Annotated in this window: 10 protein-coding genes; 2 read left to right on the top strand and 8 right to left on the bottom strand. The window is 55.7% G+C overall.

Annotated elements, in window-relative coordinates:
• Nucleotides 1-97 precede the first annotated feature (97 nt).
• Nucleotides 98-418, top strand: coding sequence for an HU family DNA-binding protein (locus Poly41_RS28415; protein WP_146530749.1), 321 nt, complete (start codon nt 98-100; stop codon nt 416-418).
• Between the two features lie 87 nt (nt 419-505).
• On the opposite strand, the gene Poly41_RS28410 is transcribed toward Poly41_RS28415, so the two are convergent.
• The 8 genes from Poly41_RS28410 to Poly41_RS28375 all read right to left on the bottom strand — a co-directional run bounded on the left by Poly41_RS28410 (nt 506) and on the right by Poly41_RS28375 (nt 13,942).
• Complete coding sequence (locus tag Poly41_RS28410; RefSeq protein WP_231616016.1) at nt 506-1,966, bottom strand: serine/threonine protein kinase; 1,461 nt, start codon at nt 1,964-1,966, stop codon at nt 506-508.
• 67 nt (nt 1,967-2,033) lie between these two features.
• Nucleotides 2,034-3,590: a sulfatase family protein gene (locus tag Poly41_RS28405; RefSeq protein WP_146530748.1), complete on the bottom strand. Its 1,557-nt coding sequence runs from the start codon at nt 3,588-3,590 to the stop codon at nt 2,034-2,036.
• A gap of 122 nt (nt 3,591-3,712) precedes the next feature.
• Nucleotides 3,713-5,692 (bottom strand): c-type cytochrome domain-containing protein, encoded by a 1,980-nt coding sequence (locus tag Poly41_RS28400; RefSeq protein WP_146530747.1) that lies wholly within the window; start codon nt 5,690-5,692, stop codon nt 3,713-3,715.
• 80 nt (nt 5,693-5,772) lie between these two features.
• Entirely contained in the window at nt 5,773-8,244 is a 2,472-nt protein-coding gene (locus Poly41_RS28395; RefSeq protein ID WP_146530746.1) for a DUF1549 and DUF1553 domain-containing protein, read from the bottom strand.
• Nucleotides 8,245-8,267: 23 nt separating this feature from the next.
• On the bottom strand, nt 8,268-10,715 hold the full coding sequence (locus Poly41_RS28390; RefSeq protein WP_146530745.1) for a PPC domain-containing protein: 2,448 nt from the start codon (nt 10,713-10,715) through the stop codon (nt 8,268-8,270).
• Between the two features lie 28 nt (nt 10,716-10,743).
• Complete coding sequence (locus tag Poly41_RS28385; protein WP_146530793.1) at nt 10,744-12,045, bottom strand: DUF1501 domain-containing protein; 1,302 nt, start codon at nt 12,043-12,045, stop codon at nt 10,744-10,746.
• 398 nt (nt 12,046-12,443) lie between these two features.
• Nucleotides 12,444-13,049 (bottom strand): cytochrome c oxidase subunit 3, encoded by a 606-nt coding sequence (locus Poly41_RS28380; protein ID WP_231616015.1) that lies wholly within the window; start codon nt 13,047-13,049, stop codon nt 12,444-12,446.
• 104 nt (nt 13,050-13,153) lie between these two features.
• On the bottom strand, nt 13,154-13,942 hold the full coding sequence (locus Poly41_RS28375; protein WP_146530744.1) for a hypothetical protein: 789 nt from the start codon (nt 13,940-13,942) through the stop codon (nt 13,154-13,156).
• A 969-nt stretch (nt 13,943-14,911) separates the two neighbouring features.
• Between Poly41_RS28375 and Poly41_RS35825 the strand changes: the two genes are divergently transcribed.
• A complete protein-coding gene (locus tag Poly41_RS35825) occupies nt 14,912-15,181 on the top strand; it encodes an integrase core domain-containing protein (RefSeq protein ID WP_146530743.1) in 270 nt (89 codons plus the stop codon).
• The last annotated feature ends 67 nt before the right edge of the window (nt 15,182-15,248 follow it).

The following is a 15,248-nucleotide window of genomic DNA, read 5'->3' as shown; positions in this document are numbered from 1 at the left end:
CAGCCACTCGGAACATAACACTTTGCCGTTATGAAAACGCGAGCATCGATGCTCCATACCATTTACTCCTACCGTCATCTGAAAAGGTTGTCGTACCATGGCAAAAGCCGCACCGCTAAAGGCCCCGACCAAGACCCAAATCCTGGCGAACATTTCGGAAGCCACTGAATTGACGAAGAAGGACGTCGCCGCCGTCTTCGATGCATTGACCGTTGAAATTGAAAAGGCTCTCGTCAAGGGAGGCCCTGGCCAATTCGCAATTCCTGGTCTCTGCAAGATCATCCTCAAGGACGTTCCGGCAAAGCCGAAGCGTAAGGGCCGTAACCCCGCCGACGGAAGCGAAATTTGGCTCAAGCCAAAGCCAGCCAGCAAGAAGCTTTCGATTCGCCCGCTCAAGGGCTTGAAGGAAATGGTCTAAGAGTCGGCCCTCTCGCCTACTCTTAGTTGTTTCGCCAAAGTGGCAGTGGTTCGCCAACACTTTTCCCGTTGGCGGAAAGAGCGCGTTTCAGGCCGGCTTGGACTCCACCTCAATGCGGCAGCGTATCGTGGAGAAGCCGGCGTCGAGCCAGACAATGATTTCGTCTCCGGTTCCTTCGCCTGCTTTGATTGGGAATCGAAACTCCATTTTCGAGCCAAAGCCGCCGGTGCGGACGAGGCCGTCATCGAGATAGAGTTTCTCAGCAAATGTACCACTGTTGTCCAGTCGAATCGTGTGCCCTTTGTATTCGGCGTCGAAGACTTGGTGACGTTTGATTCGAATGGAATAGACGACGGTGGCGATCGCAGCGACAAGGACTGCCCATCCGACAATTGGCGAAATCGTTCGATAGAGAACGAAGCCCAACACCGGAAGCACGCCAAGCCCGAAGATCGTGCTGAGACTATGTAGCCATCGGTAGTGTGACTCGGTCACGTCCAGCAACTTGTGTAGCTGGACACTGCCGAAACCGCCATTTTTAGATTTGGAGGCGTTATCGAGCGTGGCACCGAATGGCGTCGAAGATGACAAGTTCTCGATTGCCGTTTTGACTTCACTGACTTGCTGGTAGCGTCGTTCGGGCTCTGACTCGAGCGTTCGTAACACGACTTCGTCCAACCGAACATCGACGGCCACCTTTTTTGACGGCGGCTGGAACCAACCAATCGGTGTTTCACCGGTCAACAACTCATAAAACACAACTCCAAGCGAGTAGATATCAGCGCGATGATCCACCGTCTTGCTGGTCGTCATCTGTTCGGGAGCCATGTATTTGGCTGTTCCCATCACCTGTTGGGTGCCAGTTAGCTCGAGCTGTTCCGCTGCGTCTTCATCGCGATGGACCAATTTGGCCAATCCAAAATCAGCAATTTTGATCTGACCACGGTGGTCGATCAGGATGTTCTCTGGCTTGATATCACGGTGGACCACACCAAGGCTGTGCGCGAATTGCAATGCGTCGCAAATCACAGGAATCATCTTCAACGCTGCATCGGGTGTGACGCTTCCCGACTGAATGGTTTCACGCAGCGTCACACCATCCACGTATTCCATCACAAAGTAGTACAGCCCCTCAATATTCCCGAAGTCGAATACCGAAACAATGTTGGGATGATGCAGCTTTGCCAATGTCTGCGCTTCTCGCTGAAAACGTTCACCCAATTGGCCGGACGATTGGATTTCACGCGGAAGAATCTTGATCGCTACGTCTCGATCCAAATTGATTTGCCGACCGCGATAGACGGCTCCCATGCCTCCATGACCGATCAACTCCGCGACCTGAATGCCAGGTAACAGAGCGTCAAGTTGTTCAGCACTGGGCACGTCAAAACGTGCCCTCGATGAGCCCAGATGTTCTTGTGTCGCTGCCAAGTCCGCGTCGGCTGACGATTGTTTTTGAGCATTACGAACAAGGCATTGAGGGCAAATAGAATCCATTCCTTCGCTCAGCGCAACGCCGCAGGTCTGGCAAGTAGCAGGAGGGTTCATCGATGCAATCTATTGTTGGAAAACGAGGCTCGCGTCAGGGGTGGCGATTCGCACATCGTGAAACGCTCTAAAGCGATGGAGTTGACCGGGTCCGACCCTCGTCAATGATTTGTTGTAAACGTTGATCAAGTTGCTGGCCGATTTCCGGATGCGTGTCGATCACATTGCTCGTCTCGCCTGGGTCATTGCTTAGGTCATACAAAGCAAGTGGGGGCGACGCATTCCAGCTCATCCGCAAACCGGTGTTGAGCATCCGGCTTGTCTTGCAGCGAACCAACTTCCAATGCCCCACGCGAAGACCAAAGTTTCCGCTACCGCCGTTGTCTTGCTCGACGAGAAACTCACGTCCAACCGCTCCGCTGTGTCCCAACAGCACGTCGATCTGATCAAGACTATCAAGACACGCATCCTTGGGGATCGGTTGCCCTACGAGATTCGAAAAACTAGCAGCCAGATCGATCGTGCAAACCATCTCATCGCTGACGCCTACGGGAATGACATCCGGCATCCGAGTGATCAGTGGCGTACGTGTACCGGCTTCGAACACGTTGTATTTACCACCACGATACGGACCATTCGGGTCATGGGAACCAAGATGTTCCACGGAACCGTCAAGGTAGTCATCACAGAGAACGGGACCATTGTCACTACAGAAGACGAACAGCGTTTGCTTGGTAAGCCCCAGCTCTTCGACATGATCAATCAATTGACCTACACACCAATCGAGTTCTGCGATCATGTCGCCGCGTGGTCCTGTTGTGCCCGCGTTTTCAAACCTTGGATGGGTCACTCGCGGGGCATGAATATCATGCGATGAAAAGAACAAGAAAAACGGCTCGTTCTTGTGCTGCGTCAGCCATGCCTTGGAGTGTTCAACCCAACGGTCGGCCAAATCTTCGTCCAAAAACCTCGCCGCGGTCCCCCCCGTGTAGAAACCAATTCGACCGATTCCGTTGTAGACGGTATCGCGGTGACCGTGCATCGAGTCAAACCGAAGACTGTCGCGAAGTTCGACGCCCGATTGATATTCGGGGAAAGGTTTCTTGTTACCGACCCAGAGCGGATCCTCAGGATCCAAGTTTTCAACATGATGATCCGCAACGTAGACTTGCGGGACTCGGTCGTTTGTCGTGGGTAGCAACAAACAATGATCGAAACCCAATTCCAGGGGCCCTGGCTTAATCGTACCGTTCCAATCGGGGCCTTTCCCCTTTTCACCAAGCCCCAAATGCCATTTGCCAATCACTGCGGTGGCATAACCCGCCTCGTTCAACTGTGACGCAATGGTCGTGGTCCCCGCTGGAATCAAAGCGGCGGCATTCGGCGGCGCCACACCCGTCCCTGGGACGCGGAATGCGTAGGTGCCGGTCAAGAAGGAGTACCGCGTGGGCGTGCAAGTTGAAGCGCTGCAATAGCCGCTGGTGAACCTCATTCCCTCGGCGGCTAAGCGATCGATACTTGGGGTCGGTACTGCGGTCCCACCGTAGCAGCCGACATCACCATAACCAAGGTCATCTGCCATGATCACGATGATGTTTGGCCGCTGGTTTGAATCCTCCCCCAGTGAGGCCGTCAAACCATCTTGCAAAAACAGGACCGATAGGACGACAACAAATCGAAACATGATGGATCCCTATTATGGAGGTTTCCCTAGCTTAAGCGTCTGAGAAAACGGTGCCACAGCAATGCGAATCAATGCGCTGAAAAAACAGGGCTTAAGAGTCAAGCCAGCACTCGAGAGGCATCCTAGTTGGCCGCCGTCAGCGTCGCAAGCTTCTGCTCAGCGCGGCCCGCTTCGCGTGTGACCGCCTCGACCGCAGCCTGGGTCTGCCGAGCCGCTTGCAGCGCCTTTTCGAGCCTTTGCTGCATCGCAGGCAATGACTCCGCAGCCGTTGCGGCTTCGGTGGTTTTCATGGCGGCGAGTCGCGTCTGGGCCGTAATCTGTTCGGTCACGGTTGTTCGCTCGCGACGCAGTTTGGCCAGCTCTGCCAATTCCTCCGCCAGCGTTTGCTCGGCTGTGGCAACGAGTTCACTTTGCGTCGGGTCGTCCTTCATTTTCAACCGAGCGGCGATGACCAGATCATGGCTGTCTCGTGTTTGGCTGGTTAGGGTGGCCAATCGCGGCTCGATCACCTCGATCCGTTTCTTCGCGGCTTCGACCGTCGCGGTCGCTGCAGCAGCTTCCGCTTCCCTTGCTGCAATCTGCGAGCGAAGTACGTCGATCGGCTTCTGTGCCTGCGTGACAGCAACGGTGGCGGCATCCCAGGCGACTTGGGCCTCGGCCACTCGCTTCCGGATCAACGTCAACTGCTGCTCGACCTGCTTTGCTCGCTCCGCCGCGGGTGGTGGATTTGCAGCGAGGGGCTGAGTCGTATCGGGGGACTCGGTCAATGCACTGAGCACTCGACCTGACCAATCACCATATACAACGCGTTTTCCATCATAGGAAACCACCGCTTCCAAGACATGCTCGGACACCGGGACGAAGTCGCGGACGTGATTACCGTTTTGGTCCCACAGCTTCACGCGTTTGTCTTTTCCCGCTGTCACGATGCGGCCCTCGTGATCGAACGCCACATCGGTCACCCCACCACCATGAGCTCCGAACGACTTGATCGCCTTGCCCGTGTTGACGTCCCAAATTTTGACCGTGCCATCATCGCTGGCACTTGCCATCACATTCGAATCATCACGCCATGCGACGGCATTGATCGCAGCTTTGTGTTCTGGCAAATCCATATAGAGACGCCCGGTCTCGGCTTCCCACAAACACAAACCAGCGGACCGATCACCCGACGCGACCAAGACACCATCGGGGCTGTAGGCGATCGCATAGATCCAATCGGTGTGCTTTTTTAGATCAAAAACCAACTCACCGTCGGTTGCGTCATAGATTCGCAGCATCTTCTGCGGACCTCCCAACGCAACACGCGTCATGTTGTTGTTCACATCGGCGTCGAACACGACGTCAAGCTCATCCCCGATCGTCGCGACACGTTGACCCGACTTCACGTCATAGATCGCAGTGACCCCTTGCAACGCATGGGTACCGCCCCCGGCGATCAGGAAGCTGCCGTCGCGGCTGAACCGCAAGGATTGAGCGACCCCTTCGTCAAAAGGCAAGACTCCGAGCAGTTCACCGGTATCGATCTGATACAGTACGATTTGCTTCTGGCCAGCAACCGCCACCAACGGCGCCCAAGGGCTGGCCGCAATCGCCGTGATGGCCGACGCGCGATCGGTCACCACCGGCACTTGTTGCGGGACGGTTTCCGGCATCGCAGCGGGACCATCGGGTTTGCCGCCCGAGGAGGCAACAAATTCCAGTGAGTTTTTCTTCTTCGCTTTCGCCTTGGAACCGGAATCTTCAAGGATGCCTCCTTCGATCCAACTGCGGATCACCGCCAGCTGCTCGGCGGGGATTTTGTCCTGATTTGGCGGCATCACGGGGGTGTCATCGTGATTAATCAATTGCCACATTCGGCTGCCCGACGCATCGCCGTCATCGTAGACGACCTCGCCACTCCCCCCGCCTTCGATCACCGCCAAGTAGGAATCAAGCGCCAGCCCCCCCTTCTTTTCCCCTTGGTTATGGCAGCTCAAACAATGCTGGCGAAAGACCGGTTTGACATGGTCTTCGAAAGTAATTTTGTCGTCGGCGCTTAGGAACTGCGAACCCAATGCAAGGATCGCGAATGCAGGAAAGTAACGATTCATGGTAGCCATCAAGATGGAATAAACAAACGCTCTGCGAGAAACGAAAGCGGCGGTCGGTGATCCGAGCCACTCGGGACGAAAGAAACTCTCTAATGATTGAATGCAAATTCGCGGCTATTGAGCACCGCCCAAAATACATCCATCAATGCGGTCGCAGGATCTCCTTCGGCAGGCAGCTCTGCAAGCAATTGTTCGCGTTCTTCGCTGGTGGGCTGACGCGTCAAACAACGGACAAAAATCCGCTCAATCACTTGATCGTTGGACAGCCCCTCTTCTTTCATCCAACGCTGGACCACCTTGCCTTGTTGAATCTTATTGCTTACCGAATTGCCGTTGAGCAGGTGTAGCGCCTGTGACAACGATGGGGAGGTTGATGCCTCACATTCACACACGGTCGCTCTTGGAGACCGACCAAACGTATCAAGAAAATAATTCGACGTCGCGCCATCGGCAATTTGAACTGCGCTGGCACCGATCGGTAGTCCGCGGAACTTGTCGGGCGCTTCGGTCACCTGGCAAATGCAATCAAGCATACTTTCTGCTGCTATCCGGCGAACAACCGCGTATGCATAGTTGCGAGAATCGTGAGCGTTCGTGTCGTTGGGAATGCTGCTTCGTTGATAGGCGTCACTGTTGCAAATATCGCGGACCAGCGAACGGAGATCGAACTGGTACTCGACCAATTTTTCCCCAAGCGTATCGAACAACTCGGGGTTGCTCGGCGGATTGCTGATTCGAATATCATCGACTTGGTCAACCAACCCAACCCCCATAAAGTGAGCCCAAATGCGGTTGGCGATCGACTTGGCAAAAAATGGGTTTTCGGGATTCGTCAACCAATCGGCTAACACCTCACGGCGATCCTTGCCTCTGGTTTCGGGGGCTTCGCCGCCCAGAAATTTCGGCGGAATCGGTTTGCCCGAAAGAGGATGATTGACCTCGCCGCCAAACCGGTTGTACACAATCCGTTCGCGATAATCCTCCGCTTGCTTGCGGCCGATTTGGGAAAAGAAGGACGCGAACCCGTAATAGTCGTTCTGCGTCCAGCGGTCGAACGGATGGTTGTGACACTGCGCACATTGGGTCCGAATGCCCATAAAAACTTGAGCCACATTCTCGGCGGTCTTCAGCGTATCACGTTCGATTTCGTAAAAATTCGTTGCTGGCGACGTAAAGGTGCCACCGGTGCTGGTCAGCAACTCGCGAACCATTTGATCGATCGGAACGTTACGGGCAAACTTGTCGGTCAACCAATTCGCATACAAGAACGCCGATTTGTAACTGACTTGATTGCTGCTCTTGATCATCAAGAGCTGAGCGAATTTCATCGCCCAAATTTCGCTGAACTCCTTTCGCTCAAGCAGTCGATCGACCCATTCCGCTCGCTTGTTCGGTGCGGGATCGGCAACAAATTGTGCGTACTCTTGCTCGCTCGGTAGTAGCCCGGTGATGTCAACGGTGACACGCCGGAGAAACTCCTCGTCGCTGCACCGGCCACTCGCCAGCATCCGCAACTGCTGCAACTTCTTGCCCACTAGCCGATCGATGTAATCGCCTTCAATCGGTGGCGGGGTGTACTGCAAATCAGTCGGCAGCGCAAGCACTTGGCTGCCAACGGTGTGGGTGTCAAACCGAGCCATCACGAACGCTTCACCACGACGGCCGGCGGTGACCACTCCGACATCATCGATTTGTGCCGTCCCCGAATTGTTCGAACTGAAGGCGGCAAGCCGAGTGACATCTCGCGTCGTTCCATCGGCGTAACGGGCCACCGCAACAAATCGCTGCTGAGACCCCTCGCCCTCGATCACCGCTTGCGGAGGCAAGATCGAAACCGACTCGACCGCAGGCGGCATCGCGTCCGCCGGATCCTCCTTGGCACCCTTTTGCAACCACTCCAAAATCGTTGCGTAATAGTCCGAATCGGTATCAAACAACTTGCCCCCTGTATGCGGAACCGCTCCGATTGCCTTCTTCAGGAACAAACTCTCTTCGGGAACCGCTAAGTTGATCCGCCGCACGCCCACTTCACGAGTGACGCGAAAGTAATCGCCTGCGGGGTCGAAACCAAACAAGCTGAGCCGGAATCCGTCTTTCCCACGAGCCGCGCCGTGACACGATCCGGTATTGCAACCGGATCGGGTCAACACCGGCATCACGTCCTTGGTAAAACTGATTTCGGGCCGTACCGTCGCCCCCGAAACCGTGATCGGGATCCTGACTTCACTTCCCGCATAGTTAGCCACCAATTCTGTTTTTCCATCCGCAAGCGGAAACAACGAGAAGCCATCGCGTTTGACTTTCGACGGATCGGCAATCGACCAATCCACTCGCTCGCTGGCGTCCTCAGTGATCCCATCGTCACGTCGCAGCACGGCGACAAACGATTGAAAGTCTCGGGACGACCCCAGTTTGATCTCGGTTGGATAAACCGCGATGTCGGGCTGATGCGGGGCGTTCTTCGGCGGCGAAGTCGATTCCGGTGCCTTGGCCAACGCGATCGCCGAAAACGACAATGCGAACCCGAAGATCAAAAGATAACGCTCAAGGATGGCGCACATGGTTCGTAGCCTTATGGGGTCCATTACGGTTGTTTCATTTGCCGAAGCTGTTCGAGTCGGCTGAGCGGCTTCGGCGCCGCCGGTTTCGCTTCCGCGGGCTTCGGCGGCGCGACCGGTTTCGGCTTGTCATCGACCTTGGGGGGCAATGGCTTATCGATGCGAATTTCGCCCGTTCCGTTGGTTTGGACAATCACTTCGTCGCCGACTTTGACCCGAGATTGGCAATTCAACGTCTTGTGATTCCCGGTCTTTGCATCCGCCGCGACAAGAATCGGAAACGTCACGGTTGTCGATTCCTTCGTCAGTTTCTGGATCGCCGCCGGGCTGGTCACTCCGTTGGGAATGCCCACCAATTGGACTTCGGCCTCACCCGGCAAATCACGCAGCACTTCGACCTCGACCGCGACCACCGCTTCCGAGCCTGTTTCCGCGGTCGATTTTGGGAAGTTGTATTTGAACAGCGCGTCCTGAATCTCCAGCATGATTGGTGTTGAAGCGATTTCCGCCGATCCGTTGTTGCTGGGATAGCCTGCGATCATGACCAAGGGCCAAGTTCCAAGCGCCGCACTGCCATTCGCCGTGATCGGGATCTCCACTTCCGTTTTCCCCTTGTCGATCTTGCGACTATTGTTGATGCCGATGCCAGGCGGACTATACAACGCACGCAACGTCACCTCTTGATCGAAGCCTTCATCACGAACAATCCGCACCACCAAGCTCTTGCTGCCGCTGCGTACGATGGGGGTTTTCGGCTGGATCAGTTCGATTTGAAAGGGAGCGGCATCCGTGACGGCCATCGCCGCACGATCGGTGCGATAATCCCACATGCCGCGACGGTTCTGACCCAGCACCAACTTGTGCGTTTGGCTCAGCTCGCCCATCACCACGGCGTCTTTTTGGTTCCCTACCCCGGCAATCTCAAACAAGGACGCGTCATGGGTCGCATCCGCCGACGCCGTCAACAAGACGGGGATTTCTGCTCGGCCCGCTGGGATCGGATAGGGGGTCGCGGTCACGTTGTCCGGCAAACCGGCCAATTCCATATTGATTTCACCGTTGTAGCCGCGGCGTGTTGCGGTAACCATCATCGCAGTCTGACCCCCAATCGGCACCGAGACGACTTGAGCCTCATCGCGACGCAGCTCGTTCAACGACAAATCGAATTCCGCTTCAACACGAGTCACTTCGATCCGATAGTGATGACTCGGACCGCCACCGCGCAAATGATCATAGATCCGGATCGAATGCATCCCGTCGGCAGCCGCCGCGAATTCCAGGAACGGATCCATCTTGCCCGCAACATCGTCCGAAGAAGTCAGCGTTTTGTGATCGGGCCCAAACACGTTCAGCACCGCATCGAGGGGCGAACGCAGCACGGCTCGGGCAAACACCGTGACTCGGTATCGTTCTCCCTTCTTGCATGGGATCCCAAAACAATCATAGTCGTTCTCTTCTCCGATCACGCCGCAAAGTGCCGCCGGCGCTGTGACCGTCGGTGGCTTTCGGTAATCATTGTTGGGTTCCGTTTCCATCACGACGGGCAAATCGTTCACGCGGATCCAATTCGGTGACGGCGAAATCCCCTGCGGGTCCTCGGTCACAACCGGCCATTGTTCATGCCGGCCACTGGGTAGCTGCACCGATGCCTCACGGATCGAACCGTCAAGCGAAACCAACTTGGCATGCAATGTCGAATCAGGCACGCCACCGCCTGGTATCGTCGCGATCGGACGTGGAAAGGTACCGAGGTGCAAACGGTAACCACAGATCGGATTGCCACCAAAGGCGCTGTCGCGAACCAAAACCGTGTACGTTCCGTCTTCGGTCGCCGTGAAAGAGCAAACACCATCCTGTTGTAGCAGTGCCGAATCATCACTGGTTGCTAACTCGAAGCGACCTTGGTCGAGAATCGCGATGTAAGGGTCAAGAATGTTTTGATTGTTCAGCGAAAACGCCAAACGGATCCCTTCGATCTCCACATTCAGGGTTTGGCCCGCTTTCAATTGCACTTGATAAAGGTCGACGTCCTCCCGATCGACAACCCCTTCGAGCGTCGTGTTCAACTCGACCGGCTGTGGATTGGCAAAATCGTTGTTGGGTTCGGTTTCTTGCACCACCGGCATATTACCGACGCCCAGCAAACGCAGATTTGCGATACCGGACTGGGTCACCAAACGCACCGGATACAACCCCGGTGCAAGGCTTGGATCGGTCTTCAGCCGCACTTCGACCGACTGGTTGTCGACCGGTTTGACGTCGAGGATCGTGATGCCAGGAACGTCCGCAAGCAATTGGTGGGCATCTTTCAATCGTTTGCCCTGGAAGACCACCGTAGCTTCTTCACCGCGCCGAACCCCCAACGGACTGAGTCTTTCGACGACCGGAAAGGCACCGAGCGCCGACGGCGCGACCGCGAAACTGAGCAGCGACACCCACAACGTCTGATAGAATGGTGTTTGAATCACGTTCATAGCTCTTTGCAAGGAAGTTCGAAGAGGACTACGCCATCAGGGGTTGAAGCAGTTTCCCACCATCGACAATTTCAATCGGTCGATCTCCGGGCGCCATCAATTCTTTGTCTGCGACGATGCCCAACAACCGATACATGGTGGTTGCCAAATCCGCGGGTGAGACGGCGTCTTCCTCAGGCTCTGCGGCGGTCGAATCGGATGCCCCGTGAATCATGCCTCCCTTGATACCGCCGCCAGCCAACATGACGCTAAACACTTTGGGCCAATGGTCGCGGCCCGCGTCCGCGTTAATTTTTGGCGTTCGACCAAACTCACTCGTCATCATCACAAGCGTCTCGTCCAGCATGCCACGCTCCGACAAATCGTCGAGCAGTGCGGAGACGGCGCTATCAAGTGCGGGCATTTGCCCGCGGATGCTGCCCGTGATGTTCTGATGCATATCCCAACTGCCATAGGTCAACGTCACCAACCGCGACCCAGCTTCGACCAACCGACGTGCCATCAACATCCGCTGACCCGCATCGTTACGACCGTACCGATCGCGCATCTTCGCGTCCTCTTGTGAAATGTCGAAGGCCGCTTTCGCCGCGGGCGTGTCAAGCAAATCGTAGGCACGTTGATAAAACGTGTTCATGGCTTGGACATTGTCCGCAGGAGTTGCCGAGACGAAGTTTCGGTTGACGACGTCCAATGCCGCTTTGCGACGCAGGAATCGTTCTTGGTCAATACCGCCGGCAAGATCCAAATCACGCACTTGGAAATCCTTGCGATTCGGATCCGATCCCAATGCGAAGGCCCCAAAACTGCTCGGCAAGTACCCCGTCCCGGCAAACTCGTTCGGCACATTGGGGATACAGACGTAAGGCGGCAAGTTATTGCGAGGTCCATATTCATGGCTAACCACCGCTCCAAAACTGGGGTACTGGAGCGCCGGACTCGGCTTGTACCCCGTGAACATATTGTGTGTTCCTCGTTCATGAGCCGCTTCGCCGTGCGACATCGAACGGATGATGCTGAATTTGTCCGCCCGTTTCGCCAGTTGCGGCACCGTTTCGCAGAACTCCTCACCCGTGCTCGTTTTGATCGTCCGCAACTCACCGCGGTATTCCAGCGGGCTGTAAGGTTTCGGGTCAAACGATTCCTGCTGCGCCAATCCGCCCGGCAAGAAGATGTGGATCACACTTTTCGCCTTGGGCTCGACAAAGTCGTAGCTCTTTTGCTCGGCAGCTGCCTGCCGCATCAGCAACTCAGGCAGCGTCAGCCCGAGGCCGCCCAAAGTTCCCGCAGCGAGGAAGCCACGACGGCTGAGAGGATTTCCGAAACAACGCATCACGAGGGTTCTCCAATTGAGAAAGCGTTTGGTAGATGGGATTGACAGAAACGTCTTGCCGATAGATTCGCAAGCGTGCGACCATGGTACGCGTTGTTAAGGAACAACAGCCAACGGTTCGCTACTCGACACGAAACTGATGAGGGGCGTGGGGAAAGCGGGAGGGAAGTGACCAATCAAAAAACGAACCGAACGAGACGTTCGTCGAATTTAGGTTTGAACTTTGAGAGGGGGAGGGAACATCGTTCAGCGATTTTGCAAGGTCAAACCCGTTGCAAAACAGCTGACCGAGACATTTTACCGCACCCGCAAGGATCCGTCAAATGATTTGCTCTATAAAAAATGTACTTTTGTACACACACCTTCTCCGCTGGGAAGGTCGCGCAGGTAGAGAGAGACTACCCCCAACTGCCAGCGGTCAACCAAAACGATGCCAGCATGCAAAGCCAAACAAGATCGAGAAAATGCCAGTAATGGGCAGCAAAGCGAACCGGCCAATACCGTTCGTGATCGTATTTTCCCAAGACGGTCCGAAGAAAGACAATCCCTAGAGCAAGAATGCCACCGGCGACGTGCAAGGCATGCAAGAAAACCAAGACGGCTACCATGCCTGCCAACCCCTTCCCATTGCCTGCCCGAAGCGCAGGACCATTGAGTGTTTCGTTCATCGCATGGAACTGTACCAGCAGGAATCCTATGGCAACCCCCGCGCTGATCGCGATCAATCCAGCGGTTCGCCAGCGTTTCTCGCGACGAATCGTTAGGCTGGCCACGTGCAGCAGCCCGCTGGTCACGACCAACAGCACGGTACTGAGCAAGAACGCCTTCGGCAACGGAACGAGCGAAAGCGGATCATCGCGCCGCCCGTAGGCATAGAGACCATACAGCAAGACACTGCTGATGAAAAACATCGACAACGATGCCAGAAGCAACCACCCCCCCTGTTCGTAGCGGCGGTCACGAGGCAGCGCGGATGGCAGCGGAGAGGTTGAGGAAAACGGCATGGGTGACTGCAAAAACGGCAGACCTCATTGATTCAACGAATGGACAAGCGGATCACAGACCCGAGACAGCAGCAAAGAGGCGACGACCGGTCCGGCCACCCCAACTATTGTAGCAGGATGATAAATCCGGCAATGGCCGCCGCTTCCAGTAGGGCACCGTGCGAATCGACCGGGAAGGGATTGACATGGGTGGGAAACGATTCACAGGCCAAGCAATCGCCTGGTGAGGCAACACATTGGTGCATCGGCGTCGCCGCCAAATGGTAGGGCCATAGCCCCGTTCGACCGACGAACTGAGCCATGGAAACCGCATTTTGAAAGAAACCGTAGTGTCGGCCGCAGCGTTCCAGATTGAGTTGCTCAAAGTACAAAGGCTCGTGGCAGAACGCAGCCGAATATCGATCGGGCATCGCAACCGGCAGCCCCAGCGACGCGATCCAAACCTCCGACCCGGACTCGAGTTGTCTGGCTTGGTTGACGGGAACGACCACCGCTTTGGTGGATCCCTCCACCCCAATGTCGGTGATCGGCTTGCGCAGCGCCGCCAATTGCTGACCTCGCAGTTCCGCTCGCCCCGCTTCGGCCGCCTCGCCGACCTGTGCTTGTTCGCGATCGAGCAGTTGATCGGTAAGGCCCTCCGCGATCACGCCGAATTCGGCTTGCTCGTTGCCCTCAAACGTGTTGCGGTCGGGGCTTGGATGTGGCGAAGTTTCACTCGACTCGCTCACCAAATGATGGCGAATCAAATCACTCAATGAATCGTTTTGAACCGCGCTGCGAGCTGGATCCTGCGCAGGACTGGACGCGGAGAGCATGATTGCCACCGCGACGCCAAGGAGAGATGGTGAACTGCGACGCAAACGTCGGAAGCCTTGAAATGGAAGGATCTGCATGATGGTCCGCTGGCGAGCTGTGCACACGACTTTCGATTCACGGTGGGTCGATCGAGACACCAATCGGTGGTATCGATCCGCTGGAAGCCGCATCTCGATCAAAATCGCGCGAGTCCTCAAGGGAAACCGATCCGGCAAACTCAACCTATCCAACCTAAACACTCACAAATGCTCCTGTGCGGCTGTACGAATACCAGTTCGTAAAACAGCGAAACCTGAAGATGCGAACGGCCACTCGCTAGCGAATCGTCGAACAACCCTGACTCCGTTATCCCTTGATTGGCTGCTCGGGACGTTCGGTAAATAGATTGCGTGGTACGGCTTTCTCTTTACTCTCCCCCTCGCTGCGCTCGACCCCTCCCGCTGCGCGGCTCGTTGTACCCCACATCCTAATCCGGTGATATGTTTTTGGCTCCTGGTCCGAATGTGTTCCATGCGTTGGACAGGTCGTGGCAGTTTTTAAGTTGTTGATTGAAAAAGACTTACAAGATTTACCTCTCCCTCTGGGAGAGGTCGAGCCTAAGCGAGGGAGAGGGAAAACGGGCTGCGATTACAACATGAAATTCCAGCACGGTTTCTATACCGGCCCTCCCCCTCGCTGCGCTCGACCCCTCCCGCTGCGCGGGCAGGGGTGGTTGGGTACCTAAACACTTCAGCAGTCACAACTTAAAAACTGCACGACCTTCTCGGAGATGGGGGGACTGCGTCGCTTGTCCGATTTTTGCGAAGGTGTAAGCTTGCTGAGGCTCTTGCGCACCTAGGTTTTTTGGCTCATCCGGCGGAAGCGTGCGCAGGAGGTTTTCGAGGCATCTCTCCGGTGTCCCATCATTGCTGGCAGGAGCTATTTTCACTTGTTATCGAGCAGTTGCCGGCAGTTCTTTCGATGCCTCACCAACGCAAACCGACATCCCCTAAGCGGATGAAACGGATGCGTGATCGTGAAAGTTCTTTCGTCACCGACCAAATCAGGTGCAGTTGACGACTCATGCAAACGCGCACCTGGAGCGATTTTTCGGATCGCTGAAATCCGAATGCCTTCACAAACTGATTCTCTTTGGCGAGACCGCAACGCGCAAAGCTGTTCGCTCTTTCGTCACGCATTATCACACTGAAAGAAATCACCAGGGTTTGTGCAACGAACTGATCGTGCCAATGATCAGACCGCCTGATATGGATGCTGAGATCGAAACGACCGAGCGCCTCGGTGGTTTGCTTCGATCGTATCGACGCGCGGCTTAGCTCATCCGGCCTTCACTCGCTCCGCGCCACTCCAGTCTCAATACATCGGTGTGATGTCTGCTGCGCT

This window comes from Novipirellula artificiosorum (assembly GCF_007860135.1).
GTDB lineage: Bacteria > Planctomycetota > Planctomycetia > Pirellulales > Pirellulaceae > Novipirellula_A > Novipirellula_A artificiosorum.
The sequence above is the reverse complement of the archived record's forward strand: the minus strand, read 5'-3'. Positions and strand labels throughout refer to the sequence as shown.